Annotated in this window: 27 protein-coding genes; 10 read left to right on the forward strand and 17 right to left on the reverse strand. The window is 35.6% G+C overall.

All coding sequences use genetic code 11. The features are described from left to right. Nucleotides 1–162: 162 nt before the first annotated feature. Nucleotides 163–690, reverse strand: coding sequence for a hypothetical protein (locus BMX24_RS14555; RefSeq protein ID WP_089793922.1), 528 nt, complete (start codon nucleotides 688–690; stop codon nucleotides 163–165). 116 nt (nucleotides 691–806) lie between these two features. Between BMX24_RS14555 and mnmA the strand changes: the two genes are divergently transcribed. Next, nucleotides 807–1,994: a tRNA 2-thiouridine(34) synthase MnmA gene (gene mnmA / locus BMX24_RS14560; RefSeq protein WP_089793924.1), complete on the forward strand. Its 1,188-nt coding sequence runs from the start codon at nucleotides 807–809 to the stop codon at nucleotides 1,992–1,994. A 132-nt stretch (nucleotides 1,995–2,126) separates the two neighbouring features. On the opposite strand, the gene BMX24_RS14565 is transcribed toward mnmA, so the two are convergent. The 4 genes from BMX24_RS14565 to BMX24_RS14580 form a co-directional block, all read right to left on the reverse strand. Continuing rightward, nucleotides 2,127–2,930: a DUF4249 domain-containing protein gene (locus tag BMX24_RS14565; protein ID WP_170835720.1), complete on the reverse strand. Its 804-nt coding sequence runs from the start codon at nucleotides 2,928–2,930 to the stop codon at nucleotides 2,127–2,129. 16 nt (nucleotides 2,931–2,946) lie between these two features. Further along, nucleotides 2,947–5,196 (reverse strand): TonB-dependent receptor, encoded by a 2,250-nt coding sequence (locus BMX24_RS14570; protein ID WP_089793930.1) that lies wholly within the window; start codon nucleotides 5,194–5,196, stop codon nucleotides 2,947–2,949. A gap of 247 nt (nucleotides 5,197–5,443) precedes the next feature. Then, nucleotides 5,444–5,806, reverse strand: coding sequence for a hypothetical protein (locus BMX24_RS14575; RefSeq protein WP_089793932.1), 363 nt, complete (start codon nucleotides 5,804–5,806; stop codon nucleotides 5,444–5,446). 12 nt (nucleotides 5,807–5,818) lie between these two features. Further along, the gene (locus tag BMX24_RS14580) at nucleotides 5,819–6,544 is read right to left on the reverse strand and encodes a glycine-rich domain-containing protein (protein ID WP_089793934.1); all 726 of its coding nucleotides are present in this window, start codon (nucleotides 6,542–6,544) and stop codon (nucleotides 5,819–5,821) included. A 118-nt stretch (nucleotides 6,545–6,662) separates the two neighbouring features. On the opposite strand from BMX24_RS14580, the gene BMX24_RS14585 reads away from it, so the two are divergent. Then, nucleotides 6,663–7,559: a hypothetical protein gene (locus BMX24_RS14585; protein WP_089793936.1), complete on the forward strand. Its 897-nt coding sequence runs from the start codon at nucleotides 6,663–6,665 to the stop codon at nucleotides 7,557–7,559. Between the two features lie 116 nt (nucleotides 7,560–7,675). Here the strand turns inward: BMX24_RS14585 and BMX24_RS14590 are convergent, their stop codons facing one another. The 8 genes from BMX24_RS14590 to BMX24_RS14625 all read right to left on the reverse strand — a co-directional run bounded on the left by BMX24_RS14590 (nucleotide 7,676) and on the right by BMX24_RS14625 (nucleotide 14,861). After that, nucleotides 7,676–8,419 (reverse strand): LytR/AlgR family response regulator transcription factor, encoded by a 744-nt coding sequence (locus BMX24_RS14590; protein ID WP_089793938.1) that lies wholly within the window; start codon nucleotides 8,417–8,419, stop codon nucleotides 7,676–7,678. Nucleotides 8,420–8,477: 58 nt separating this feature from the next. Then, nucleotides 8,478–8,753, reverse strand: a complete 276-nt coding sequence (locus BMX24_RS14595; RefSeq protein WP_089793940.1) for a 2TM domain-containing protein — start codon at nucleotides 8,751–8,753, stop codon at nucleotides 8,478–8,480. Nucleotides 8,754–8,777: 24 nt separating this feature from the next. Next, nucleotides 8,778–9,074 carry a 2TM domain-containing protein gene (locus BMX24_RS14600; protein ID WP_089793942.1) on the reverse strand — a complete coding sequence of 99 codons (297 nt, stop codon included), beginning with the start codon at nucleotides 9,072–9,074 and terminating at the stop codon, nucleotides 8,778–8,780. A gap of 303 nt (nucleotides 9,075–9,377) precedes the next feature. Then, nucleotides 9,378–9,947, reverse strand: coding sequence for a methyltransferase family protein (locus tag BMX24_RS14605; RefSeq protein ID WP_089793944.1), 570 nt, complete (start codon nucleotides 9,945–9,947; stop codon nucleotides 9,378–9,380). 141 nt (nucleotides 9,948–10,088) lie between these two features. After that, a complete protein-coding gene (locus BMX24_RS14610) occupies nucleotides 10,089–10,397 on the reverse strand; it encodes a 2TM domain-containing protein (RefSeq protein WP_089793946.1) in 309 nt (102 codons plus the stop codon). A gap of 12 nt (nucleotides 10,398–10,409) precedes the next feature. After that, nucleotides 10,410–11,726 (reverse strand): 2TM domain-containing protein, encoded by a 1,317-nt coding sequence (locus BMX24_RS14615; RefSeq protein WP_089793948.1) that lies wholly within the window; start codon nucleotides 11,724–11,726, stop codon nucleotides 10,410–10,412. Nucleotides 11,727–11,868: 142 nt separating this feature from the next. Beyond that, the gene (locus tag BMX24_RS14620) at nucleotides 11,869–12,519 is read right to left on the reverse strand and encodes a hypothetical protein (RefSeq protein WP_089793950.1); all 651 of its coding nucleotides are present in this window, start codon (nucleotides 12,517–12,519) and stop codon (nucleotides 11,869–11,871) included. A 95-nt stretch (nucleotides 12,520–12,614) separates the two neighbouring features. Next, nucleotides 12,615–14,861, reverse strand: coding sequence for a TonB-dependent receptor (locus BMX24_RS14625; protein WP_089793952.1), 2,247 nt, complete (start codon nucleotides 14,859–14,861; stop codon nucleotides 12,615–12,617). A 325-nt stretch (nucleotides 14,862–15,186) separates the two neighbouring features. Here BMX24_RS14625 and BMX24_RS14630 point away from each other — a divergent pair, with 325 nt between their 5' ends. Then, nucleotides 15,187–15,690: a superoxide dismutase family protein gene (locus BMX24_RS14630; protein WP_089793954.1), complete on the forward strand. Its 504-nt coding sequence runs from the start codon at nucleotides 15,187–15,189 to the stop codon at nucleotides 15,688–15,690. A gap of 65 nt (nucleotides 15,691–15,755) precedes the next feature. Here BMX24_RS14630 and BMX24_RS14635 read toward each other — a convergent pair whose 3' ends face one another. The 3 genes from BMX24_RS14635 to BMX24_RS14645 form a co-directional block, all read right to left on the reverse strand. Beyond that, nucleotides 15,756–16,088: a helix-turn-helix domain-containing protein gene (locus tag BMX24_RS14635; protein WP_089793956.1), complete on the reverse strand. Its 333-nt coding sequence runs from the start codon at nucleotides 16,086–16,088 to the stop codon at nucleotides 15,756–15,758. 4 nt (nucleotides 16,089–16,092) lie between these two features. Further along, the gene (locus BMX24_RS14640; protein ID WP_089793958.1) at nucleotides 16,093–16,419 is read right to left on the reverse strand and encodes a type II toxin-antitoxin system RelE/ParE family toxin; all 327 of its coding nucleotides are present in this window, start codon (nucleotides 16,417–16,419) and stop codon (nucleotides 16,093–16,095) included. Between the two features lie 92 nt (nucleotides 16,420–16,511). Continuing rightward, nucleotides 16,512–18,641 (reverse strand): carboxy terminal-processing peptidase, encoded by a 2,130-nt coding sequence (locus BMX24_RS14645; protein ID WP_089793960.1) that lies wholly within the window; start codon nucleotides 18,639–18,641, stop codon nucleotides 16,512–16,514. A gap of 572 nt (nucleotides 18,642–19,213) precedes the next feature. Here BMX24_RS14645 and BMX24_RS21525 point away from each other — a divergent pair. The 7 genes from BMX24_RS21525 (at nucleotide 19,214) to surE (ending at nucleotide 24,337) form a co-directional block, all read left to right on the forward strand. After that, entirely contained in the window at nucleotides 19,214–19,402 is a 189-nt protein-coding gene (locus tag BMX24_RS21525; protein WP_394332542.1) for a 2TM domain-containing protein, read from the forward strand. A 2-nt stretch (nucleotides 19,403–19,404) separates the two neighbouring features. After that, complete coding sequence (locus tag BMX24_RS14655; RefSeq protein ID WP_089793964.1) at nucleotides 19,405–19,983, forward strand: cupin domain-containing protein; 579 nt, start codon at nucleotides 19,405–19,407, stop codon at nucleotides 19,981–19,983. 4 nt (nucleotides 19,984–19,987) lie between these two features. After that, nucleotides 19,988–20,557: a carboxymuconolactone decarboxylase family protein gene (locus BMX24_RS14660; RefSeq protein ID WP_089793966.1), complete on the forward strand. Its 570-nt coding sequence runs from the start codon at nucleotides 19,988–19,990 to the stop codon at nucleotides 20,555–20,557. A 135-nt stretch (nucleotides 20,558–20,692) separates the two neighbouring features. Beyond that, nucleotides 20,693–21,508, forward strand: a complete 816-nt coding sequence (locus BMX24_RS14665; protein WP_089793968.1) for an alpha/beta fold hydrolase — start codon at nucleotides 20,693–20,695, stop codon at nucleotides 21,506–21,508. 218 nt (nucleotides 21,509–21,726) lie between these two features. After that, nucleotides 21,727–22,473 carry a putative quinol monooxygenase gene (locus BMX24_RS14670; protein WP_089793971.1) on the forward strand — a complete coding sequence of 249 codons (747 nt, stop codon included), beginning with the start codon at nucleotides 21,727–21,729 and terminating at the stop codon, nucleotides 22,471–22,473. A 42-nt stretch (nucleotides 22,474–22,515) separates the two neighbouring features. Further along, nucleotides 22,516–23,310, forward strand: a complete 795-nt coding sequence (locus BMX24_RS14675) for a DJ-1/PfpI/YhbO family deglycase/protease (RefSeq protein WP_089793973.1) — start codon at nucleotides 22,516–22,518, stop codon at nucleotides 23,308–23,310. 256 nt (nucleotides 23,311–23,566) lie between these two features. Next, nucleotides 23,567–24,337: a 5'/3'-nucleotidase SurE gene (gene surE / locus BMX24_RS14680; protein ID WP_089793975.1), complete on the forward strand. Its 771-nt coding sequence runs from the start codon at nucleotides 23,567–23,569 to the stop codon at nucleotides 24,335–24,337. A gap of 320 nt (nucleotides 24,338–24,657) precedes the next feature. Here surE and BMX24_RS14685 read toward each other — a convergent pair whose 3' ends face one another. Continuing rightward, a complete protein-coding gene (locus tag BMX24_RS14685) occupies nucleotides 24,658–26,061 on the reverse strand; it encodes a radical SAM protein (protein ID WP_089793977.1) in 1,404 nt (467 codons plus the stop codon). Nucleotides 26,062–26,070: the final 9 nt, after the last annotated feature.

Raw genomic sequence — 26,070 nt, forward strand, 5'->3', positions numbered from 1 at the left:
TCGGGAATTTTCTCGATGCTTTTTTGTTTTTTATCTTGCAACCCTTGTCAAGGTTTAAAACCTTGACAAGGGTCATTATTTGTATTAAAAATTGGAGGATTACACAGATCTTTAACCAAAATCATATGTGCAAATCTTGTGAAAATCTGTGGTAGAAAATAATTAAAGCCCCACCACAAAACCAATACTCGGAACCAACCCTGTTGAAAAAATACTTTCATTTTCTTTCCAGAGAACATTATACATCAAACCTATCTGCATGAAAGAATTATTCCCGATTCGCTGCATATATCCGCCACCTAGATATAAAGCATCTTCTTCTGCATTCGTTTTATAGTCGTAATATTTATGTTTATAATTAATGAAATAATGCTGATAATTAGCACTTAAATAAAAAGTTCGGGCAATATAATAATTCAGAAACGGGCCAACACCAAACATTGTCGAACGATAATAATCCGAAGTCTGCCACGAAACGCTTCCCACTACTCCACCTTCAAGATCATTGGTAAGCCTGTAACCTACTCTGGGAGAAGCCTGTAAGTAAAATGCGCTCTGGCTTCCGAAACCAACCCCGATTCCGCCCCCGAAAGTCCAGCGGTTGGTGCTTTCGGGTGAAGCTCCTACGGAAACCTGGGAAAAAAGAACCCCTGAAATCATTACAAATAAAGAAATAATAAACTTTTTCATATTACATTGTTTTTATCGATGTTTAAAATTATGGTTTTTTTGCGAATTTATTTAGTTGTATTTTTGCGGCGTCAAACTAAGAACTCCCGTTAAGAGTTTCGTAAAATTGAAATACAATGAAAGTAGTAGTAGGCCTTTCCGGAGGCGTAGACTCAAGTGTAACAGCATATTTGCTGCAGCAGCAAGGTCATGAAGTGGTGGCTTTGTTTATGAGAAACTGGAATGATGCTTCCGTGACGTTGGAAGATGAATGTCCGTGGATTGAGGATAGTAATGATGCCCTGATGGTTGCCCAAAAGCTGGGAATTCCGTTTCAGGTGATCGATATGAGCGAGCTTTATAAAGAAAGAATCGTGGATTATATGTTCGATGAATATCAGAAAGGAAGAACCCCGAATCCGGATGTTTTGTGTAACCGGGAAGTAAAATTCGATGTTTTCATGAAAACGGCAATGTCATTGGGTGCTGATAAAGTAGCTACAGGACATTATGCGCAGGTAACTTCCACTTTTGATGAAAACGGAAAGGAAATTTTTCATCTTCTGGCAGGAAAGGATAATAATAAAGATCAGTCTTATTTTTTATGTCAATTAAGTCAGGATCAATTGTCTAAAGCTTTGTTTCCCATTGGAGAATTAACAAAACCCGAAGTAAGGGAAATCGCGAAAGAAATCGGATTGGTAACCGCTGATAAAAAAGATTCTCAGGGATTATGCTTTATCGGAAAAGTGAGCCTTCCGCAGTTTTTGCAGCAGCAATTGGTTCCCAAAGAAGGAGAAATTGTAGAAATTTTCAGAGATTCTCCTATTTTCGCAGAAGAAACTCCAGTATTTTCTTCAAAACAGGAAGAACTTGAATTTTTAAGCAAAAAAATCAATTATAAAAAATCCGGCGGAAAAGTAATTGGAAAACATCAGGGAGCCCAATTTTTCACGATCGGACAAAGCAAGGGTCTAGGAATCGGCGGACACAAAGAAAGTTGTTTTATCATCTCCAGAGACATGGAAAACAATATTCTTTTTGTGGGTGAAGGTCACAGCTTCCCCGGATTGTACAAAAAAGCATTGAAAATTGACAATTCTGAAGTTCATTGGGTGCGTGAAGATTTAGCCTTAAAAAATGGAGAAACGATGGAAGTAATGGCAAGGATACGATACAGACAACCGTTGCAGAAAGCGACATTACATCAGTTTGAAGATGGCTTTTATATCGAATTTGAAGACGCCCAATCTGCCATCGCGGAAGGACAGTTTGCGTCTTGGTATATTGGTGATGAGCTTTTAGGAAGCGGAGTTATTGCGTAATGAGATACTAGATTTAAGATTAAATTTAGATTCCATTAATTCTTAAACTTTTTAAACTAAAGGATTAAACATAACAAGAGGTTTGGAAATTTCCAAACCTCTTTTATTTATCAAAATTTGACTTTAGCTTCTTTATTCCTGAATTGTAATAGTTTTACTAGATGAAGTATGTGCAGAAAAATACCCCAAAGCTCCATTGCTTATATTACTCGGAGGATTAGTAGGCGTAATGGTAGCTCCTGAATTATGCAAAACGGCTTGCGGAAAAGCTTTAAAGTAATTATAAACTGAAGCATCAATACATTGCAATTCTACTGTCACATATTGATTTACTCCATACTGAACATCAATAGAAATAGGTTTACCGTTTACTTCTCCATTCCCAATTTCGTCTGACATTACAGTATAACTAGTATCGTTATTGTCATCGTCTTTCAGTTTACTTTTAAAAAGATAATAATTCCCTTTGGCTGCCGGATCAGTAAAAATAGGAATAAGCCCTGAAACATTATTAAATCCGTCAAAAATTTTGGACTGTTTTACATCATCCAAATTCACATATTCCGGCATTTTACTCGTTGCCTTATAGGTAACTCCGTCTACAGTAACCGATAGTGTATAAATCTCTCCGTAATTGGACACAAGATTGACTGGTTTATAGACTCCGTTTTCATATTTCAATGTATCAACATGTCCTTGACTATCACTTACTGTCACGATTGCATTCGCCACGGGTGAGTATTCATCATCTCCCGATGAGATTTTAACGGTTCTCGATACAGCAACAAAAGACTGCCCATTTTGATCAGAAATATTTCCTTCGATAACTATTCTCCCACTCATATTATCTAAAGGAATATCCGCATCTCTATCTCCGCAACTTAATAAAAGAAGCATAAAAGCGGAGATAATAAAATATTTTTTGTTTATCATCATTTTTTTACGGTTTATATTAAAATTTAAAATTATAGGCCACATTGGGAACAATGGAAAGCAGCGTCTCCTGTTTTGCCCGTATTGTATTTGTAAACATATCTTTTTCAAAACTAATGGTATAAGGATTTTGTTTGCCATAAATATTATACACTCCAAAAGACCAAGAGCTTTTAAAGCGTTTTGTTGTCTTCGGTTCATAAGTTACATTCAGATCAAGACGGTGATAAGCCGGCATTCGATTACTGTTTCTTGCACCATATTGAAACACGGTTTGTCCGTCGATGTTATACACCCCGACCGGAAAAGTCACTGCATTTCCTGTACTGTAAACAAAAGCTCCTGAAAATGTTATTGCAGGCGTCAATTCATAGCTGGCAACCACAGATAGATTGTGGGTTTTATCAGAATTGGCATTGTACCAGTTCCCTTCATTGATTCCATCAATTTTTCTTTCCGTTTTAGATAATGTGTATGAAACCCAACCTGTAAGCCTGCCTTTTGTTTTTTTTGCTAAAAGCTCAAATCCGTAAGCTCTTCCGATACCGTTATACAAAAGGTTATTTTCCACATTATCCAGCACATCTACTACTAAACCGTCTTTATAATCGACAAGATTTGCCATTTTTTTATAGAATACTTCGCTTGTCACTTCGTAGCCTTTATTAAATTTCTTGGTATAAGCAAGATTCACCTGATCCATCGTTAACGGTTTTTTGAGATTCAGCCAAATATCATTATTAATAAATTGGCCATACCCTCCGTTACTTAAAGTCTGTAAATTTTGTGTAAGTCTCGTGTAACCCGCCCGTATACTATTATTTTTATTAAATTCATAATTTAACATCAAACGAGGCTCAAAATTGATATACCTTTTGGAAGTTTCTCCATCCTTTTCAATGTCCTTCCCCCGATTAAGCATTGACAGCCTTACACCATAATTCATGAAAAGTTTTTCGGAAATTTTATAATCATCATTAAAATACAATGCACTTTCCCACATTGTTCTTTCTTTCTTAAGAAATTCAGAATTGATGTAATCCGGAAGTTTATTGGTGAAAAAATCATAATAAGAAGCCTGCAGTCCGTAATTAAATGTATGACTTGTTCCTACATAATTTGAAAAATCCTGCTTAAATCCCCAGTTTCTGACGTTGGGGTTAATTTCCACAATATTTCCGGTATAGCCTATGATATTCGTTCTATAATCATAGTTACTGTATGTGAGCGATGTATTTGAAAATAAATTGCTATTGATAATACTATTCCATCTCAGTGTACCAACTAAATTTCCCCAATTGTTTTTAAACTTATCAAAAGACATAATATCTCTTCCAAGATAGCTCGAAAAGTGAATACTATTATTTTTATTAATCTGATAATTAAATTTTGCGTTTAGATCATAGAAATATAATTTAGTATTTCCTCCGTTTTCTCCAGTAGAATTCAGGAAAAGATCCAGATATGTACGTCTGGCAGAAACAATAAAAGATGATTTTCCTTTTTGGATAGGCCCTTCAAAGCTTATTCTACTGCTTATCAAACCGATCCCTCCTGCAACTCCAAAGTTCTGGTTATTTCCTTCCTTCATTTTCACATCAACAACGGAAGATAGTCTTCCCCCATATTGAGAAGGAATATTGCCTTTATACAGAGTAACACTCCTCAGCGCATCGCTGTTAAACGTACTGAAAAAGCCCGCCAAATGAGAATTATTAAAAACCGGAGCCTCATCAAGCAGTATAAGGTTTTGGTCTAAATTTCCTCCCCGCACGCTGAATCCCGAACTTCCTTCCTGCGAGCTGACTCCTGGCAAAAACTGTAATGTCTTCATAATATCTTTCTCGCCAAGCAAAACAGGAAGCTTAGAAATCCCCTGAATATCAAGTTTTTCAGCTCCCATTTTAGATTGTGTGGAAAAAGCTTTTGATCTTTTTACATCTTTTAGATTAATTTCTTCAATAAGGTACTCATCCTTTTTAAGAGTCCAATCTATCTTTTTTGTAGAATCAAGATGAATGTTTTGGGCAGCGTCCTTGTGCTTGTCGTGACTGATTATCAGCGTATAATCATTTTCCGGTAACGATAAGGAATAGAATCCGTATTCGTTGGTTTCAATAGAGATTTCAGGTTTTTCTTTAATTTTTATGACAGCTCCGGATATGAGCTCTCCCGTGTCTTGGTCTTTTACGACTCCGTTAATAGAATAATTTTTTTGGGCATAGGAACATACTGACAAAAAAACTGCCATTGTTGTTATTCTCATCATTGTGGTTTATCTTTTTACTTTTCACAAAGATATATAGATTTTAACCTTCACAAAATTTATACTCAAGCAGTCAATTTTTCTCAAAAATTTAAAATATTTACTAAAAACATTTTTAAAATTATTTTTTTTTGGCTATTTAACTTAAATAACTGTATTTATTAATTTGTTTGAATATTTTACGTTTTTTTAAATAATTCAAAACAAAGATAGATTAATATTATTTTAACTTTTTGGCATCTCAACTGGGTTATTTTGAGGATAATTTTAACTTTTTATTAAAATAAAATAACATAAAATAAATATAAAAAACACCCTCGAAAAACAAAATGAGTAAAAGATACCCTACTGGTTTATCTAAAATCATCCCTTTTATTAATTTCACCATTCCTAACACAAAAATGAGAATGATGAAAAGTATGGTTACTTTCGTTACTCTTTCTTTTAAAAAATTCAGGACAAAAACCGAAGTGTAAAAACATAGCAAAAGAATCAGGTAAAACTTCAGAAAATCCGGACCTTTCAAAGAAATGGGATTATAAGTTTCTTTCTCCGTAACAAGCCAGAAAAAACTTATTACTACTGAAACTGAATGAATGAGTATATTTTTCATAGTTATATTTTTTTAACCTCCGCAACCACCACATCCACCGCAGCCACCTCCACAACCACCGCCTCCACTGCAACCAGAGCCGCCTCCGCTACAGCCTCCGCCATCATTATTACCCTTATCTTTTTTGTGAGGATCTGAAACTTCATTGTCTCCGAGTATCGATTCGACGATTCCAAAAATAAAAATACTTGCACAGACAACTACCATAAACATCACACTGATAAAGCCTTCTCCATCTGAACATGAATACATCAAAAGCAAAATTATGAGTGGAGAAAAGACAGCCATTCTTTTTAACCATGACTTTACTTTGGGCTTTTCTTTCCAGATTTCTTCCGGCGCTTCCTGCTGAAATATTTCCCGATAGCTTTTTAAAGTGTCCGAAAACCAGTTCTGATGCTTTTCTTTTTCTGCAAAACCACCTTTTGATGGGTGATGATGAAGTTTTTTCTGTAAAATATTCGGGCAAAATTCTTCCCAATAATTCTGAGTATAAATAAGATGCATATGCCAAACTTTATCTACTATTTCGCTTGGCGAAGCTCCGTTGGGAAGAACACAGCAGAGGTAAACGAATTTTTTATACTCTTCTATCGCTTTTTTAGTAAAATCTAAAGTCCATTTTTCTTCTTTGGCTAATTTTTTTGAGAAAGGAAAATCAACATTGGGAGTGTCTAACGAAAATTCCTGAAGTCTGCTCCAGAGGGAATCGTTTTGTAATAACATTTTTGTTTCCATTGTCTTAACTTTTATTTTCTACTCAAATATGGATTGAATTAAAAATATAAAAGTCTTACAACAGTCTTTTTTGGTTGTAAAAAAATCTTAAATTAGTCTTATCAATAAAACCCAATCCATGAAAAAAGAAGATATCCTGCATCTGGAGAAACTGATGAACTTTTTAAGTCTTCATTTCTTAAAGAAAAACCATTGGCACGATGTCACGAAAACCGAATGGTCATACATCGTTGCAGAGATTAATGATCTTATTGTTGCAGATCATGCGGAGAAAAACATCAAGAAAAACCCTGATTTGCTGGGATCAAATTACCTTTATGAACATTTGATTATCAATAAGCTAAAGAAATATTATCAGGACGAAAAAATTGTATTAAGCAAGCCTAATCTTGCCAAATTAAGCCTTATTGTAAAGGTATTGGGATATTCAAATTATATTGATTTTATTAATACCAATACAGAATCATTCAATTTTAATGACCTGAGAATTGATATGAATAATGCAAAACAAAATACAAAACTGTTGGATCGATTGGTTGGCAGCTGGTATTCTTACAACAGAAATCTCCCGGATAATCCTTTGCAGGCTAAAGACAACCGCATCTGGCGTTCTGCCATGGAAATCTACAAATCTGAAACTTCCGGCGAATATTTTATAGAGAGAAGCGGTGGCGATCATCACAAGTATTTTGGGAAGGTGACCGCTTATTCCGACTATGTTTTTATCATCATGAACAGCAATACTTTCATTCGCCAGAGACATTTTATTTCAAGAATAAAAGATATCAAGGAAAAGTTGAAAAATCCAGATTATAAGCTCCATGAGTTGCATTTTATAAGTACTTGTATCAGTTTTAATCAGGAGCCGATCGCTCTTTTCGAAATCTTTCAGAAGGCAGACCGAAAGACATTTCTCCCCGATTCCATCAGCTTTCCGATTGACAGCGATGAAATTCCAAAATCAATTATAAAACAACTTGAAGACACGGAGTCTAATAGGATTGATTATAGGTGATGCGGGTTTCGAGTTTCGGGATGCGAGTTTTGAGTTGCGAGTTGTTGATTGATGGTTGATGGTTGATAGTTTTGAAAGTCTTGGCTCTTTTTACTTTTCCCTTTTTCCTTATAAAACTAATTCACTAGCCAATCTTTAAAATCTTTCACACGATCGCGGCTCACGGTAATTTCTTCCTGTGGCTGAAATTCCAGTTCTACCTTATAATTGGGCGAAGTATGAATGTTTTTGATGTAATCTGAATTGACAATAAACTGTCGGTTTACCCGGAAAAATTTCTTTTCATCCAGAACATCTTCCAGTTCATCCAGCGTAAAGTCTGAAGGATAAGCCCGATCCTGAGTCTGCAGGTAAACAATTTTGTTTTCACTGTAAAAACAACTTACTTCCTGGGTCTGAACAATCTTCAAATTGTATCCGATCTTCACTAAAATCCGGGAAAGCGTCGTCTTATCTTTTTTTATTAATTCTTTGATTTCCTTAGAATTGACAGAGTTATCTGAAGGAAGGAATGATTTGAATTTTTCAATCGCACCACTCAGATCTTCATCTAAAATAGGCTTTAAAAGATAGTCGATACTGTTTAGTTTAAACGCTTTTAAAGTGTATTGATCAAAAGCTGTCGTGTAAATAATAAAACCTTTGGTAGGAACTTTCTCAAAAATATCGAACGACAGACCGTCTCCTAAAACAATGTCTGAAAAAATCAGTTGGGGATGCTCGTTATTGGAAAACCATTCCACCCCTTCTTCTACAGATTCTATCTTTGCAACCACTTCTATTTCAGGAAATTCGCTCAGCATTCTTTCCAATTTCCTTGAAGCAGGTTTTTCGTCTTCGATAATGACTGTTTTGATCATTGAGTTCCCGTTTTTTAGTTTTAAAATTCGAATAAAAATACTTAAAAGATATCAGTTTTTAAAATTGAATCGGCTCTTTTGATTTTCCCATTTCTTTCTGTATAACTTTTCTTTCCCATTCGGAATCGAGAATGAATAATTTTACGGCTTTTACGGTCAAAATAATTCCCCAAATCGTAAGAATAATAGAGCCTTTAAATAAAGAGAAATCCAGTTTTCCTTGTTCAAAAATATCGTTAAAAAAAATAATTGCTGAAACAATTCCAAACCATAGAAGGCTTTTATAGAATTTTTTTAATTGATTTACTCTTTCCTGTGCTTGATTATAGTCCATTGTATTAAGTTTTAAAGGTTATTATTAAAGTGTTTTTGTATTTTTTCTTTCTTCTTCCATTAATTCTCTGATCTTTTTCTCTTCCCAGTTTCTTCCGATTCCGAAAGTATTGATTCCGTGTGCGACAAGACCTATTCCCCAACCCAGCATCGGCCAGTAAAACCATAATTGATCTGGAGAAGTCAAAAGATTAAGAAACACTAAAAACGGAATAACCAGGCAATATGAAGTAAGATTTCCGTAGAATCCTTTCAATTCTTTTACTCTTCTTGTTGCTCTTTCGTATGCAAGATTTTCTTTGTTGAATGATGTAGTTTCCATAATTGTTATGATTTAAAAAAGTTAATTTGTTTGTTTTTGTTGAGACAAATGTAGGTCGGAAAACAGGCTCAAATCAATTTTATCTTACCGAACCGTAGAAAATGCAAACTGAATTGTAAAAAATGGGGAATAATGAAAATTGTGGAGATATTTTAAGCGTGATTTTTCTTTTAAATAGATGCTTCGATAGTTCGACAAACTCACTACAAGCTTTGCTCAGCAAGACATTCCTTATACTTGTTTTATTTTAACCGTTCATTTATAACGATGCCCACTGAGCTCTATTGGTGCATTTAAAAATTTTTAATACATAAAAGGAATCAGCTTCTTTGTTTTTCTTCTGTATTCCAGGTATTCTTCTCCGAACTGCTCGATCAAAGTTCGTTCTTCAATTCTAATCCTGTAGCTGAATGCTACAAAAGGTGGAATGAAAGCAAAAAGCAGTGATAGCCAATTATTTAAGTATAATCCAAGTCCGAGGGAAGTCAACAAAGAAAATGAGTATGACGGATGTCTCAGATATTTGTAAAAGCCTTCTTTTTTGATTTTGTGATTTTCCCTGATCGTAACATCCACCGTGAAATATTTTCCTAAAGACCTGATAATGAAAACCCTTAAAATAATTCCAATAAGAATAAATGCTTCGCCTACATATAAAATCCAGAGTTCATTTGTAATCGGGAATTCAGTGATGTAAGAAAATGTGACCGCCAGTGCAACCGAAAGCGGAATCGCGATCCACAAAAGATTAAGGGTAGATTTGTCCTTGCCTTTTTTATCTTTTTCACCGGATTTTAAAATGTTTTTGTATAGAAATTCACTCAAAAACCAGGCAATCATTGAAATGGTAAATATGATTCCTAAAGTATTCATTTTGTTGTTTTTATATTGTGATAAATGTTTCGATGGTTTGACAAGCTCACTACAGGCTAAGCCAAGCATGACATTTCTAATAGTACTTTTCTATCGTTTATGCTGTGTCATATTGAATCTTCCAGATTATAGACGTTCACTTTATTTAGAGCTTTTTTCCTTCTCCATCAGCTCTTTAATTTTCTTTTCTTCCCATTTATTTCCTAACACAAATCCGGGTAGAAACACACTCATTCCGTAACCCATGACTCCGATTCCCCAAAACAACGGAAGTGAGAAATATTTTAACCGCCAAATGCTTTCGTTAGGTTTCAATCCTCTGTAATTCAAGAACAGGATAAAAATATTCACAGCGAAATAAATGAATGTAAAGACATAGAAATTCTTAATTTTTTTCACCCTTCGTTCCGCTTCTCTGTATCTGATATCATCTTTGTCAATATTTTCCATGATGTTTGCTTTTTATCGTTTGTTTTGTTTTTCTAAAATTTCCCGGATCTTTTTTTCTTCCCAGCTTTTACCAATGGCAAAAACACTCATCCCGTGGGCTGCCAAGCCAATTCCCCAACCCAGCATCGGAAAATAAAACCAAATGTTTTTTGGGTTTGTCGTTAAATTAATGATCATCAAAAAAGGAATGATAATACAGTAAGAAATAAGGTTTCCATAAAAACTCTTGATTTCCTTTACCCTTTTCTGTGCTCTTTCGTAGGCTTTATCTTTATCTTCTATTTTTACACTCACAACGTTTGGTTTATCTGCCAATACCGGAAGTTTTACTTTAAAATAATCTTCGGATTTTTCGATGAAAACATTTCGTTTCGTAAGCAAAGAATATCGCTGAACAATATTCGCCAAACCGATGCCTGAGCTTTCTTTTATTTGTTCTCTTACCTGCAGATTATTCTCTATGCAAAGTGTATCATTTTCAGAAAAGATTTTTATGATCAGTGGTTTTGAAGATGTGGCAAAATTATGCTTGATACAGTTTTCCAACAGCAATTGTAGTGACAACGGCACCACAAATCTCCTGTAATCTTCTTTTTTAACATCAAAAACAAAATCTACACTGTCTTCGAATCTGGTTTTCAGCAGATCACAATAGGTTTTTGCAAATTCCAGCTCGTCTTCTACAGTAACTAATTCCTTGTCTTTCTGTTCCAAAACGTATCTGTAAATCTTTGACATTGAAGCTGTAAACTTCTGCGCCTGTTTCGGATTTTCATCAATTAATGAGCTTAAAACATTTAAAGAATTAAACAAAAAATGCGGATCAAGCTGGTTTTTAAGGCTTTCAAATTGTGCGTTGGCCGATTTTGCAATCAATTTCTGCTCTACCACCTCTTTTTTGGAGGTTTTCCGAAGCTCTTCCATGAAACTTTTTGCGTGCAGGAAAGCCGAGATCAGCAGTGCAATATTGATCATGAACCAATTGGAAGTGTTGTATTTGCTCGAAAAAAACTCTTCTGTCGTCGCCGTCTTCTGGATCACTACAAAATTCATATAGTTGCAGAAGTACACTAAAATAAAATTGGCAATCAGAATCGAGATCACACTTAAAATTGCCCTCGTTCTCGTTGTTTCAGACCAGGGGAACTTTTTGTTGAGAAAATCGTTAATCAAAGCATTTCCGAAGCCAAGAATAAACGAATACATCGTGGAAACCAAAAGGGTAAGCGCAAAGTTTTTAAAAGTCTTTTCGTCATTAAAAACAAAAAAGAAAAACAAAGCCGTTCCCAGCGATATCCACAGTAATATTATTATGCCTTTACGTTTCATAGCAGTTTTCTTGGTTCAAAATTAGCTGATATTAAAGGTATCAAAAATTATTTTTTGCTGAGCCGTCATTTTTGCTGACTGAGCCGCATAAAAAAACCTTCCGCAAAAAACAGGAAGGTTTCAGATGAGATATTAAAAAATATTATTTTTTTGCACCATTAGCGAAATATTCAGCTTCTGCTTTACCCCAGCTTGGATCTAGAGCTGATTTCGGAGTGTACGAATTGAATTTTGCCAGAGCATCTTTAAACTGCTCTATTCCCTTTGTTTTGCTTCCTCCGTATTGCTCAGGCGTGAAATACGTGTCTTCAGCCTTAATTAAAGCAACTCTTGGGTTGTTCGGATCAAGCTTTTCAGCAATTTTCATTTCTTCAGCTGCTTTTGCTCCGTCTGTCATATATCTTTGTTGAGGATTTACCATCATTTTTAAAGAATAAGCCATTTTGGTCAACAGGTGAAGTTCTGCATTGTCAGTTGGAGCCACGTGAGCTGCCGCATCGATGTATTTCTGAGCCTGCCCTGCAATGAAATCCAGATCCTGAGTTTTTCCTTCTCTCATTAAAACTCTCCCTTTTTGGATATTAGCCAAAGCAGCGTAATAAAAAGGCAGCCAGTTGTTTTCATCCTTTCCTGCAATTCTGTGAAAATTATTCGCTACCGTTGTATATTCTTCTACCGTTTTACTGGTTTCGATCTTTGCGATATTTTCTTTCATTGCTTTTTCGTAATCAGATTGAGCGAAAGCTGTTAAGCTCACAAAAGCTAAAGCAAAACTTAATAGATATTTCTTCATTTTTTCTATTTTTTTAAGGTTATATTTTATATTATTCAAAGATATGTATTTAATTTATATAATTAAATCATCAAAAGGTTAGTTTATTGAGATTTTTATAAATTATTATTAATGGCATCCTGCGTTTTATCAACCCCAAAGCTGATGAAAGCTCCTACAAAAACAAAGGTATTTACCGGAGGAACGACTGCCGAATTTCTAGATCCGTCCATGGAAAAATTGTATCCGTAGACATTTTTTGTTCCTAAAATATTCGATACACTTAATACAAACACCGTAAATGCTTTTGCGTCTTTTTTGCCCAGATTCGGAAGATAATTTACACTAAAATTCAAAGCGTTGTAATCTTTTAATTGTCCTTCATTTCTTACATAATAGACAGAATCTCCATTGACATCTTTGGTAGCAATATCATAATAAGGACGTCCTTTTGCGTAGGTGTAAGAAATATTGAAGCCCGTTTTCCATTTTGGAACAAATCTTTTCGCCACTGCCGAAATAGTATGTTCTGAAGCGAAATTTGGTTTTAAACTTAAAGGATAATTCATAAAATCCCTTTTAGAATCCAGAAACGAATAACTGATCCAGTAATCGATATTTTCGAATGTTTTTTTATCTCTCCAGAATAGCTCCAGCCCCTTTGCATAGCCGTATCCGCTGTTGTTATCGGCAGTTTGTACGTATTGATTCTGCCCGTCGACGTACGGAAGATTTTTAACTTTCAAAAGATCATCATATTTTTTGTAAAACGCTTCCAACCTCAAGCTTCTTCCTTCTGTTGCGCGCTGCAACTGGAAAATATAATGCTGCGATTTTTGAAAATCAAGATTTGCAGGGCCGTTGATGTATTTACTTTCCGGATTCTGGTAGAAAAGCCCGTATGCAAAAGAGGTTGTCCAGTCTTTAGCCAAACGGTACGCCAGAGCAAAACGGGGCGCAATATTGCTTTTTTTAAGATAAGATGAATTCTCCGCTCTTACCCCGATTTTTGCAGACAATTGGTTGCTGAAACCCAGATCTGTTTCTACAAAAACGGCTGAAATCAAATCTTTATAATGCTTGTTGGCCACATCATTGAAATTCAGTTTTTCACTGGCGCTGTTGAGTTCAAAGCCGCCTCGTAAAGCACTGATTTTATTTATTTTTCGATCTAAAACAGCTTTAAAATTGATATAATTTCCGTCATTTAAAAGTTTTGTGTTTCCGGTTTCAATATCGTTTTTCTGTGTTGAAAAATCAAGATCCGATTTGTTGTAAGAATAGGAAGTTCCCGCATTCAACAGATATTTTCCGAATTTTTGTTTGAAAGATAAATTGTGGTAGGTGTTTTTTCCTTTCAAATTAACCAAAGAAAAATCGTTTTCCGGTTCCAGGCTTTCAACCTTCACGCTCATTCTGTTGGAGTCGTACATACCGTAATATTTGAAAAATCCTCCCGATTTTGTTTTAATTCTAACATTAAAATCCGTATTAAGGCCTTGTGGAGCGTCGCTAAAATTGGTATTAAAATTAAACACTTCCTGCATCAATTTTAAATTGGAATAACCAACTGTAGCTCCAAAAGAAGAATTTTTATTATCATTTAATTTTTGAAATCCTGCATTTAAAAATATCGGAGAAATGCCAAAGTCGTAAGAACTCTGATCCGGAAGATCAACACTTTCCAGCATCAATGCCCCGGAAAGAGCCTGCCCGTAAAGCGCAGAATACCCGCCACTTGAAAAAACATTCCCTTTAAAAAGTGAGGTATTGAAACGATCCCTTCCCGCAATTCCCGGAACTGAATTGGAGAAATAATTATTAATCAAACTCCCATCCATAAAAATTTTGGATTCGGTTCCTGTACCTCCCCTGATGAAAAGTCCTTCTGTTTCACCCACTTTCTGAACTCCCGGAAGATACGTCAAAGCCGAGGAAATTTGCCCATCGGCTCCAGCTGTTGTGTAAATATCAATAGGTGTCAAAAGTGCGGTCGCTCTTTTTTTATCACTTGCTTCAATGGAACCCGCTGAAACTACCACTGCATCGATTTCATTAATTTGTTCTTTTAATTCAGCATTTACCGAAACATCCTGATTATCAATGGTAATTGATTTTTCAACATCGATATATTTCGGATGCGTGAATGTCAAAACTTTATTTCCTTTTTCTGAAGTTTCGAAAGAAAAATTTCCGTTGCTGTCTGTTGTTGCTCCATCATAAGTATCTTTCAGCGTGACATTTACCTCTCCTATTCCTTTATTTCTGTAGGCCACTTTTCCTGAGATTTTCACCTGAGCAAAACTCAAAGAGAAGGAAAGAAATGAAATTAGAAATAGTAATTTTTTACCCCGTGTTTTCATAGCTGTTAATTTTCGAATCAAAAATATGACGAATTTTTATTGATTATAAATTTTTATTGCTGAGTTGTAGAATTTGAATTCTGAACCGTTGTTTTTTGTTTTTTCTGATTTGAAATTTTAATTTAAGACGAAATTATTAATGTAAATTATTAACCACCCCGTCAAAAATTCTTTGAATTTTCGCCACCCCTCCAGTGGAGGGGAATTTTAAAACCGCTCCTTAATGGAGGGAAAAGCACATTTAATAAAAAAAGAACTGCAATCATAAAGCGCTTTGGGAAATCTTTTATAAATTTATCGTAGAATCACTTTAAATCATTTAAAAATGAATAGTAAAACATTAGCATTATTAGCCGGATGTGCGCTATTTGCTGTTTCTTGCGGAACAACAAAAACGTACCAAGTCCTGTCTAAAAGCAACACACAAACAGGAGGAACGGCAAAGTTTACTCAGAAAGGAGATGAAGTTATCATGAAATTGGATGTAACGAACCTTACTCCGGGAATCCATGCCGTACATATTCATGAGAAAGGCGACTGTTCTGCAGCAGACGGAACCTCAACCGGAGGACACTGGAATCCTGCAAAAGACGACCACGGAAAATGGGGCGCCGAGCATTTCCACATGGGAGATATCGGTAACCTGGTGGCCAATCAGGAAGGAGTGGCTACTTTGACATTTAAGACTGATAAATGGTGCCTTGGATGCGCAGACGAATCTAAAAACATCATCGGAAAAGGTCTTATTGTACACGCTGCAGCAGACGATTTCCATACTCAGCCAACAGGAAATGCCGGAGGAAGAGTGGGTTGTGTAGAAATTAAATAATTATTTATTGTTTTAAATAAAAAACCCCGTTGATTGTAGTAATCAACGGGGTTTTTATTTTAGAATTACCCAGCTTGCAATTCCAGTTTTTTATCATCAAGCTTAACATTGAAGCTCACATCTGCATTAAGAGCTTCAAAGATTTTTAAAATGGTCGCAATGGTAACATTATTTATATTATTCTCAATTTTAGAAATCTGAGCCTTTTGTACTCCCACTAAGTTTCCGAGTTCTACCTGGGTCAACTTTCTTTCTTTGCGTGCGGCCTTTATCAAATGTCCCAAAACATCCATTCTTAATTCATATTCATAAGTATGTCTTTCCCCACTGCCTTCTTTACCGACGTAGCGATCTTTCATCTCTGCAAGGGTATATTTTTTAATCTCTTTCTTTGCCATAACTTTATTTTAAATAAATTTCCCTTATTTTCTTTGCTTTATCTATTTCTTTTTGAGGCACTTTCTGATCCTTTTTTACAAATCCATGAGTAGCGATTACTAAGGTATTTTTATGATCTCTTTTGTCCCAAAAAGCTAATAATCTATATTGATTTCCTAAATATTTGGATCTGAACTCCCAAATTTCATCACTTATTTTTTTAAATAATTTTGGGTCATTGGTCTGCTCCGCCAAATCAATATTATAAATTATTTTACGTGCCGATTTATTATCTAATTTTGAAATAAACCTTTCAGCTTCTTCCAAAAATATAGTATCGAAATATTTCACATTTGTTGTTTGTTCAAATATAAAAAAAAGTTTCCATAAATGGAAACTTTCAAATAAAATAAAAACCGCTAAAAAATTAGCGGTTTTATATATTAAGATTTTACACTCATGTCTGCAATAATATTCATTGCTTCCTGAAGGTAAGTATCTTTTCTAAGGTTTTTGATCCACATTTCAGATTTTTTCTTGAATGCTTCATCTTTTTTCTCCCTTTCGATTTCTGAAGGATACATCATGAATTTTAAGCCGTTATCAAATTTTGTCAATACTTTGAATTTCTCGATCTGAGCTTTTCTCTGCTTCATCAATTCATTAAACTTATTGATATTAAGCGTAATGGTTTCTTCCTTATCCAGCTTTTCTCTCCACTGAGCAGACTCCAATAACAGCTGGTAATTGTTGTTTTTAGCCATTCTGCCTGTACTCTTAGCTTCTAAAGCTTTGATATCAAAATAATTCAGTTTCTGGAAGTTTGTAGCAGGAATTTTATCCCAAGCTAAAGCAAACTCATCATATCTTTCTCCGATTTCAGCATAGGTGAAGAAATCTTTCATCTGAATATCTGAAACAATACCTTTTCTCTGAGTAGATTCTCCGGTGATTCTATAGAATTTCTGGATGGTAAGCTTTAAAGATCCGAAATCATCTTCTGTATTTAAGAATCTGTTTAGATCCACAAAAGTCTGAACTGTTCCTTTACCAAAAGACTGAGGCGACCCAATGACCATCGCTCTGCCGTAATCCTGCATTACTCCTGCCAAAATTTCAGAAGCAGAAGCAGAAAGTTCGTTTTGCATAATTACAAGTGGCCCTGTCCAGATCGGAACATCGTTTTTATTTTTTAAGGTCTGAATTTTTCCGTTTCCATCTTTTACCTGAACATAAGGTCCTGCATTCATGAAAAGTCCCATGATGTCACCAACTTCCGTTAATGATCCACCTCCATTATTTCTTAAATCCAACACAATTCCTTCGATGTTTTGTTCTTTCAGTTTAAGAACTTCATTTTTGATATCATCTGAAGCATTTCTTCCGTTAGGGTTCTCAAAATCAGCATTGAAGCTTGGTAAATTGATGAAACCGTATTTTTTACCGTTCGGAGAATTTACCACAATACTTCTTGCAAAAGTATCTTCAATAGCTACTTCTTCACGAATCATGGTAACGTCTTTGATGGTTCCGTCTTTTTTCTGAACCGTTAAAGTAACTGGTGTTCCCTTTTCCCCTCTGATCAAACGTACGGCTTCGTCAGAAAGCATTCCTACAACGTTTACGGCATCTTCTTTCGGCTTAGATTTTACTTTTAAAATTTTATCCCCTTCAGAAAGCTGCTTGGATTTCCATGCCGGTGCACCGATCGTTAAGGCTCCCAAATACAGGTTCCCTTTTTTCTCCTGAATAATGGCTCCGATTCCGATAACTTTTCCTGTAAAATTAGTATCAAAATCTTCTTTATCTTTTGGAGAATAATAGTTGGTATGCGGGTCGAAAACTTCAGTATAAGCATTCATATAGACTGTAAACCAATCCATCTTCTTTCTCTTTTTAAACCTCGTAAATGTCTCTTTTACAAGATCTTTCACCTCATTGGTTGCTTTTTTAATCTTCGCTTCCTGGTTTAAAGGCTGATATTTAATGGTATCTTTTAAATTGTATTTCTGAACAGAATCTTTCTTCTCTTTCTGAGCTTCTTCCTTGCTGTTCATCGATTCAATTTCCTGAAGAATATTGTATTTGATGAATTTTTTCCACTCGTTGTACTGTTCCTGTTTGTTTACAGGTACTTTTTTCAGCTTCGGCTCAAGCGTTAATGCCTCATCTTCTTCAAGATTAATCGGCTTGCTGAAGATATCCTGAGTCATCTTATCAATTTCGTCCACTCTTTGATACAATCTGTCGATCGTCAGTTTATAAAAGGTAAGGTCTCCTACGTTGATATAATCATCAAGCTTATTTTCATGCTTGCTGAACTCATCCATATCCGACTGTAAAAAGTATCTTTTTGCCGGGTCTACCAACTCAAAATAATGCTTGTAAACGTCCTTAGAATAAGCATCATTGATTGGCTTTGGGCTATAATGCAAATAAGAAAGTGTATTCTTTACGCTCACCATTATCGTCTGCATCTTTTCGTCATCATTCTGTGGCGAGTTGAAACAAAACATTAGACTTGTTAATGGAATTAGGAGTAAAAATTTATTTAGTTTAAAATTTTTCCACATAAATCTGTCATGTATTTTTATTAATTTTCTAAAAAGTATTTCAATAAGTAGTAATTTTTAAATTACTGTTACAAAATATCAAATTTAATACCTTCTTTACAAATATCTATTATTTTTAGATTTTTTGTTAAAAAAGATTTACGTCATCTATTGATCTCTATTTTACTCAGCAAAGCATCATATACACAATGAATTAAAAATCCCCCTTTTCTAAAAGTAGATTGTTTTTACTTCTATTACTATTTTTTTATTCTTTTTTATCGTTCAGATTCCTCAATTTTTCGATGTATTTGTTGTATTTCTTACTCTTGAACAACAATATCTTCTCCCTTTTGTCAAAAAAAAATCCCTCAATACTTTTTGACACATTTGTGTCAGGTACAGCCTTCATTTCTTTGCCAACTTTGCAATAGAAAATTAAACAACAGCAATTGACAACAGCTTAGTATCAAATTAATTACAATAAAAAAGCTAAAGTAAAAAGTTCCTGTTGTCAAAAATAAAAATACGTTTCACAGAAAAATTAAATGATCATGACACACCAAAGAAAACTGAGCTCAACATCAGCTCATATGAATGCAAAAAAAGGTTTTAGAATACACTTTTTAGTTTTTTTACTTACCACACCGCTTATCTGGTTGGTATGGTATCTAACCGACAGAACTTATATATGGCCACTTTGGTCTACGCTAGCATGGGTGGTCGGAATTCTTTTCCACTTCCTTGGAGTCTATTTTTTTAAAAATTTTAAAAATAAATAATAATGGAAACCCCAACAAAAACATTCAGACGTATTGTGACAGGTCACGATCCGGAAGGGAAAGCAACAATCATTTGCGATGCACCACCCGTAAATACACACCTTGTAGGAGGAAAAGGAGGAGCCACATTTTTTGAAGTATGGCATACGGTAGAAACTCCGGTTTTAATACACCCTCAACCCGATGAAACAGACGAAAACGGTTTGATATTACCTCCTCCAAAAAACGGAACCAGAATAAGGGTTATCGATTTTCCGCCGGAAGGAGACGAGATCAGAAACCTTACAGAAAAAGAAGCCGCCGAAAAATTCAGATCAATGGGAGACGAAAATGCTTCCACTTCATCGCAAGGCGCTCCCCATCCATTGATGCATCGCACCGAAACGCTTGATTACGGGATTGTTTTGGAAGGAGAAATCACCATGATTCTGGATAAAGGAGAGACAACAATTAAGGCAGGAGATATTGTCATTCAGGTAGGGACGAACCATGCATGGTCAAACAGATCTGGAAAGAATTGCCGAATGGCTTTTGTATTAATCGACGGACAGTTTACCAACAATTTTAATCTTAAAAACTAATATCATGCGTCTACAACCACTACCTCCGGAAAATCTTACTTCAGAATTACGTTTTGTACACGACGAAATCTCGAATCTCATTACAAAAAGCCAGGGACAGGCATCCATGATTAATGATGAAGGTGCTTTATTAGGTCCTTTTCCAGCTATGCTTCATTTTCCAAAATTCGGAATTCCGGCTTTGAGTTTTATCAGAACGCTGGATACCTATGCAACACTGGATAAAAAAGTGCGTGAAGTTGCCATTTTAACAGTCGGAAGTACATTCGGAGCCCGTTTTGAACTGTACGTTCATGAAATTATGGCGGAAGCTTTTGGTTTTTCTAAAAGTATTGTTGCTTCACTTTCGGCAGGAATTCGTCCGGAAGGATTGAATGAACAGGAGGCCATTACTTATGATATTGCTTACACATTAACCCACGGAAAAATTGTTTCCAATTCAACATACAGACACGCCGTGGATGTATTAGGAAAGGAAGCCGTTGGAGAGCTTTTTTTCTTAATCGGGAGCTATAGCCTTATTGCCATGATTTTAAATGGATTTGATATTCCCGCTCCGGAAAATAATGAGTGATTTTTCGTCACACGTTTTTAGTGTAATGCAAAATCCATCGATATTAATCTTACTCAGGATGAACTCCTTTTCATCAACAGATGAATTAGAAATATTCTCTTAAAAATCAACACAATAACAATTTAACATAGAAAAATGAAAACAATGTTTTTGACGCTGTTACTAGCAGCGTTCACACTCCTTACGTCTTCATCTTGCTCGACAGATGATGATAACACTACCACTGTACCGCCGCAAACATACGTATTGGTACACGGTGCATGGCAAGCTCCTTACGTTTGGAATACGGTAAGAGCTAACCTTGAAAAACAAGGTCAGAAAGTAATTGTCGTAGAACTTCCGGGACACGGAGCAGACAACACCCCTACTCATACTTTAACTTTAGATGTTTATCGTGATAAAGTGATAGAAGCAATGAATAAAGCAGAAGGAAAAGTAATTCTCGTAGGACACAGCATGGCTGGAATGGTCATTTCCAATGTGGCAGAAAAAGTTCCTTCAAAAATCCAAAAATTGGTATACATCGGTGCTTTTCTTCCGGAATCCGGGCAGTCTTTAGGGGATTTAGCTCTGTTAGATCCGGGTTCTCAACTGGGAGGTTCGCTCGTACAGTCTGCAGATCATCTGACATTTGATGTAAAAAGTGAAAACCTAACCCATCTTTTCATCGGTGACGGTTCGCAAGCCGCAAAAGATCTTGTCGTGAGCAACTACCGTCCGGAACCGGCTATTCCTCTTGATGATAAAGTTACATTAACCAGCCAGAACTTCGGAAGCGTACAAAAAGTATATATCAAAACGCTTCAGGATATTGTGATTTCCCCGGCTTTTCAGGATCAGATGATCAGCAAGGCAGGAATTTCAAAAGTGTATGAAGTGAATACAAGCCACTCTCCGTTTTTGTCTAAACCAAACGACGTTTCAGATTTACTGATCAAAATCGGGAAATAATCTGACTTAAACATAAGAAATGACCAATCGGTTGATAGGTTGGTTGTTTCTTTTTAAACATTGTTTGTGATTCTAGTCACTCGTTTTTAGTGACTCCCGACCTTTCTTGGGATTTCATACAGTGATAAATTTGTATTAGAAATTTGAATATCAATAAGGTATCTAAAACAGTCAGATATCATTTACATTAATTTTTTCAACTATTTAAACTTCATATTATGACTAAAACAAATCGAACATTAGGATATGTTTTGCACCATCTGATCGTCGCGTTTTCAGCATTTCTTCTCTTCTCCGGAATGTCGATAAAAGCACAGGAAATCACAGTAAAACTGACACGGTTTGAAGTAAAAGCAGACTACCAGAATCAATTGAAAGAGACATTAAGCCTGTATGTAAAAAACGCCATTTCCAAAGACGGAAACATCATGGCTGAAGCGTATTACGAAAGAGAAAAACCTTCTGTTTTATGGCTTATCGAACGCTGGAAAAATGTAAGCGAACTGGAAAATTTCAATATGGGTCCGCAAGCGAAAAAAATCAATTCTTTAGCGAAAAAAGCATTAACAGAGCCTCTTAAAACAATTCAGGTAAAAGACCTGGAGCCGCTTTCAAAAGAAGAATGGCGCAGAACCTCAAAAAAAGAGGATAATCAACTCACAATCATGCTGTTTGTAGACGCAAAAGCGGGCACGGAACAAACATTTAAAGATGTTTATCATGCTGCAATGCCGCAGTTCAGAAGCGAGCCGGGAGTCGTGACTTATCAGCTTTCTCAATTTGAAAATGACCCGACACAATTTGTAACGTATGAAAAATTCAGGGGAGATGATGCCTTTCAATATCATTTGAAATTCCCTCCTATCCAGCCTGTTATTGATTTTCTGAATTCAAGTATTAAAAAACAGCCTTTTCAGACGGGTATTCATAATCTGATTGAATTTGCACCTCTTATCCGTGAATAAAAAACATTTAATTAAAATAATTAATCCTTAAACCTAAAAAAAATGAAAACTATTTACAAAACAATCGTAGCAGCTATCATTGGTATATTTGCTATCAACAATCTAAACGCACAAAAGACCAGCCATGAGCTTGAAGTAGTAAACCAATTAGCTTCACAGCCAGCTGTTGTCAACATGCCTGTTTCCCAATTATTAAACGCTCCCGGAAACGAAGCTTTGAGAGACTTTTTCTTCAAACCTGTAAAAGATAAGACCGTTCTTAAAGGCAAAAAAATCGCTGTAATCGCTGCCGATGGCTTTGAAGAAATCGAATTATTAGGCCCGGTTTGGTATTTCAAACAATTAGGCGCTCAGGTGGATATTGTAGCTCCGAAATTCAATCCTGCTCCTGCAAGATACGGGCTTGTTTACCCTGAAATGTCTAAAACACACATTATGGCCATTCAGTATTTGCAGCCTGTAGGATGGATTAAATTTGATAAAACTGCCGATCAGATCAACGTAAATGATTATCATGCCGTATTTATCCCCGGTGGAGCATGGAATCCGGATAACCTTCGTTATGACAAAGATGTAATTAAATTCCTTCAGGATTTCAACAAATCAGGAAAACTGATCGCTGCAATTTGTCACGCTCCGGTTGTATTGGCTTCTGCTGATATTTTAAAAGGAAGAAAACTTACCGGATACTGGAATATACAGGTTGACTTGAAAAATGCAGGAGCAACGGTAGTGGACGAACCTGTAGTGACAGACGGAAATATCGTTACAAGCCGTCACCCAATCGACGTTGCAGACTTCTCAAGAGCTGTAGAAAGCTGGTTGGTAAAACATTAATTGAATTAAAAAATATCACAAAAAGTAAGACCTTTCATGTGAAGTGTTTATTGAAGAGTAGTTGATTTTATGTGTAAAATCTTCTGCTCTTTTTGTTTTAAGTGTATTTGAGAACTTTAATTTTTAACAATCCATTATTTTGTTATAAAACTTTTAATTAAATTTGATACGTGTGAATTCTGTTTCCGCCCATCGCAGGATCAGTATCTAAAATAGAATAATTTGCACAAAATTTTCTCAAAAATTATACTTTTATATGGAAAGACCACTTATTCTGGTTACTAATGATGACGGAATTACAGCACCGGGTGTCAGAAATCTTGTCAATTTTATGAACGAAATCGGAGAAGTAGTTGTCGTAGCTCCCAATTCTCCACAAAGCGGTAAAGGTCACGCCATTACCATCAATTCTACCCTAAGCTACGAAGAAGTACATCTTGAAGGCCCGCAAAGAGATTTTTCCTGCAGCGGAACACCTGTAGACTGTGTAAAAATGGCTCTCGACAAAATTTTGCCGAGAAGACCAGATATTGTGGTTTCGGGGATCAATCACGGAGCCAATTCTTCGATCAATGTGATCTATTCCGGGACGATGTCTGCGGCTGTAGAAGGCGGCGTAGAAGGACTTCCCTCGATAGGATTTTCACTGTTGGATTTCAGCTGGGAAGCAGATTTTACACAGGCGAAAGACTATATTCAGAATATTGTAAGAAGAACTTTAGAAAAGCCAATGCCGAAAGGAATTGTTTTAAATGTAAACATTCCCAAGCTTCCGAAAGAAGAAATAAAAGGCGTAAAAGTCTGCAAACAGGCTAATGCAAAATGGGAAGAAAGCTTTGATGAAAGAGTAAATCCGCATGGCAAAAAATATTACTGGCTTACAGGATATTTCAATAATATGGATGATTCTGAAGATGCTGATGAAACGGCTTTGGCCAACGGATATATTTCAATTGTCCCCGTAAAGTTCGACCTTACAGCATATGAGTATATGAAGACTCTGGAAGAGGTAATGAATTTTGATTAATTATATTGAGGCGTAATTATTTTACGCCTTATTTTTTTTATTTAGATGTCCTTTTGTCTTGAAACAAAAGAACGAAAAATTGCCTCCATAAAGTCGGCGAATATTATTTCAAGACCTGGAATCTGAATGCTAAAAATCAATCCTGAAATTCCAAAAACTTGCACGAATTCAGCATTTGTTCTTCGGTTCAAAATTTGTGTCGCGCTTCAAACAGTAGGAATTTTTTAACGGATTAATTTGTAATTTTCTTTACGCTTCAGCTTCCTATGTCTTCGTTACTACACCGAAAGAATCTGTGCAAATTTGTAAAATCTGTGGGATTAAAACAAAACTTTATCCTCTTTTCGAAGCTCTTCCAAATATTTAATTTTATCATCACGATAAAAAAGATTCATGGTTTCAAATGGAATTAATTTTAAATCTTTATTCACGATATGAACACATGATTTCTTTACGGCACGAACATCAAAATCATGGGCATCCATGAAATTCATAATAATAATCCGGAATAAATTATCATAATCCAGATTCGGAGCAGAAGCTTCTGGGAGACAGCATAATAATTGATTTACTTTAGGCTGCACTTTATCTACAGAAATTCCGGTGCTGAAAATATCAAGAAGCTGCATCTGAAGTCCGGTGTCCTGTTCGTAAACGATTGTATTTTTCGTTTCATTATTCAGTAAATCAGCCGGGTTAATATATCTTGTTAAAGGAATAGTTTCACCTTCCAGCTTTAAAATATATCCCATTGCCAACGCATCAGGATTACACGGAACCGGGATAATATCATCCGAATTCAGAAGCGGAAACTGGTTTAAAATCTCCTGTCTCACTTCCGTCAACGTTATTTTTTCGTGGGCAGAATCGTCTCTGTTCCTTCCGGCAATTTCTACGGGTTGGAAAGTAATTCCGCGGACGCATTTTTGTTTCAAGGCAAAATCGATGATTTTCCCTATTTCATCAATATTTTTTCCTTTTTGAAGGACAATTACCAGCGTTGTAGAAAGATTTAAAGCATTTAATTTCTCCAAAGCTTTCATTCGCACATCCGTAAGATCTTTCCCTCTGAAATCTTCTAAAACTTCCGGTTTAAAAGAATCAAACTGAAGATAAATCTCAAATTCCGGAGCATACGTTGCCAGTTTTTCTGCAAACCCGGGATCGTTGGCAATTCGTACTCCATTGGTATTCAGCATCAGATGTTTGATCGGTTTTGATTTCGCAATATCCATTATTTTGAAAAACTCGGGATGAATCGTCGGTTCACCTCCACTGATCTGAACGACATCAGGTTCTCCTTCATTTTTAACGATGATATCAAACATGGCTTCAATTTCCTCCAAACTTCGATGGCTTCCGTAATGTGGCGAAGACATGGCATAACAGGTCGGACAAGTGAGATTGCAACGATCTGTCACTTCCACAATCGAAAGACAGCTATGCTGCTCATGATCAACACATAAGCCACAATCATAAGGACATCCGTACTCTACATCGGTTCCGAAATGAACTGGCATTTCCGAAGCTTTATTATAGTTTCTAATATTTTTGTAATAGTGAACATCCGAAGCAATTTTTGTTTTAAAAAATCCATGATCAGGACATCTTTTGGTCATGAAAACTGCTTCATCTTCGATGATAATCTTAGCACCCACCCTTTTCAGGCATTCCGGGCAGAGACTGATCGTATAATCGTAATAGGTATAATTTCTTACAGGCATATTTTTAAT

It is taken from the genome of Chryseobacterium wanjuense, from assembly GCF_900111495.1.
Taxonomy (GTDB): domain Bacteria; phylum Bacteroidota; class Bacteroidia; order Flavobacteriales; family Weeksellaceae; genus Chryseobacterium; species Chryseobacterium wanjuense.

Bases quoted from the DNA above. Each gene is read 5' to 3' on its own strand.
- BMX24_RS14555 (WP_089793922.1), bottom strand. From the start codon at position 690: ATGAAAAAGTTTATTATTTCTTTATTTGTAATGATTTCAGGGGTTCTT.
- mnmA (WP_089793924.1), top strand. From the start codon at position 807: ATGAAAGTAGTAGTAGGCCTTTCCGGAGGCGTAGACTCAAGTGTAACA.
- BMX24_RS14565 (WP_170835720.1), bottom strand. From the start codon at position 2,930: ATGATGATAAACAAAAAATATTTTATTATCTCCGCTTTTATGCTTCTT.
- BMX24_RS14570 (WP_089793930.1), bottom strand. From the start codon at position 5,196: ATGATGAGAATAACAACAATGGCAGTTTTTTTGTCAGTATGTTCCTAT.
- BMX24_RS14575 (WP_089793932.1), bottom strand. From the start codon at position 5,806: ATGAAAAATATACTCATTCATTCAGTTTCAGTAGTAATAAGTTTTTTC.
- BMX24_RS14580 (WP_089793934.1), bottom strand. From the start codon at position 6,544: ATGGAAACAAAAATGTTATTACAAAACGATTCCCTCTGGAGCAGACTT.
- BMX24_RS14585 (WP_089793936.1), top strand. From the start codon at position 6,663: ATGAAAAAAGAAGATATCCTGCATCTGGAGAAACTGATGAACTTTTTA.
- BMX24_RS14590 (WP_089793938.1), bottom strand. From the start codon at position 8,419: ATGATCAAAACAGTCATTATCGAAGACGAAAAACCTGCTTCAAGGAAA.
- BMX24_RS14595 (WP_089793940.1), bottom strand. From the start codon at position 8,753: ATGGACTATAATCAAGCACAGGAAAGAGTAAATCAATTAAAAAAATTC.
- BMX24_RS14600 (WP_089793942.1), bottom strand. From the start codon at position 9,074: ATGGAAACTACATCATTCAACAAAGAAAATCTTGCATACGAAAGAGCA.
- BMX24_RS14605 (WP_089793944.1), bottom strand. From the start codon at position 9,947: ATGAATACTTTAGGAATCATATTTACCATTTCAATGATTGCCTGGTTT.
- BMX24_RS14610 (WP_089793946.1), bottom strand. From the start codon at position 10,397: ATGGAAAATATTGACAAAGATGATATCAGATACAGAGAAGCGGAACGA.
- BMX24_RS14615 (WP_089793948.1), bottom strand. From the start codon at position 11,726: ATGAAACGTAAAGGCATAATAATATTACTGTGGATATCGCTGGGAACG.
- BMX24_RS14620 (WP_089793950.1), bottom strand. From the start codon at position 12,519: ATGAAGAAATATCTATTAAGTTTTGCTTTAGCTTTTGTGAGCTTAACA.
- BMX24_RS14625 (WP_089793952.1), bottom strand. From the start codon at position 14,861: ATGAAAACACGGGGTAAAAAATTACTATTTCTAATTTCATTTCTTTCC.
- BMX24_RS14630 (WP_089793954.1), top strand. From the start codon at position 15,187: ATGAATAGTAAAACATTAGCATTATTAGCCGGATGTGCGCTATTTGCT.
- BMX24_RS14635 (WP_089793956.1), bottom strand. From the start codon at position 16,088: ATGGCAAAGAAAGAGATTAAAAAATATACCCTTGCAGAGATGAAAGAT.
- BMX24_RS14645 (WP_089793960.1), bottom strand. From the start codon at position 18,641: ATGTGGAAAAATTTTAAACTAAATAAATTTTTACTCCTAATTCCATTA.
- BMX24_RS21525 (WP_394332542.1), top strand. From the start codon at position 19,214: ATGAATGCAAAAAAAGGTTTTAGAATACACTTTTTAGTTTTTTTACTT.
- BMX24_RS14655 (WP_089793964.1), top strand. From the start codon at position 19,405: ATGGAAACCCCAACAAAAACATTCAGACGTATTGTGACAGGTCACGAT.
- BMX24_RS14660 (WP_089793966.1), top strand. From the start codon at position 19,988: ATGCGTCTACAACCACTACCTCCGGAAAATCTTACTTCAGAATTACGT.
- BMX24_RS14665 (WP_089793968.1), top strand. From the start codon at position 20,693: ATGAAAACAATGTTTTTGACGCTGTTACTAGCAGCGTTCACACTCCTT.
- BMX24_RS14670 (WP_089793971.1), top strand. From the start codon at position 21,727: ATGACTAAAACAAATCGAACATTAGGATATGTTTTGCACCATCTGATC.
- BMX24_RS14675 (WP_089793973.1), top strand. From the start codon at position 22,516: ATGAAAACTATTTACAAAACAATCGTAGCAGCTATCATTGGTATATTT.
- surE (WP_089793975.1), top strand. From the start codon at position 23,567: ATGGAAAGACCACTTATTCTGGTTACTAATGATGACGGAATTACAGCA.
- BMX24_RS14685 (WP_089793977.1), bottom strand. From the start codon at position 26,061: ATGCCTGTAAGAAATTATACCTATTACGATTATACGATCAGTCTCTGC.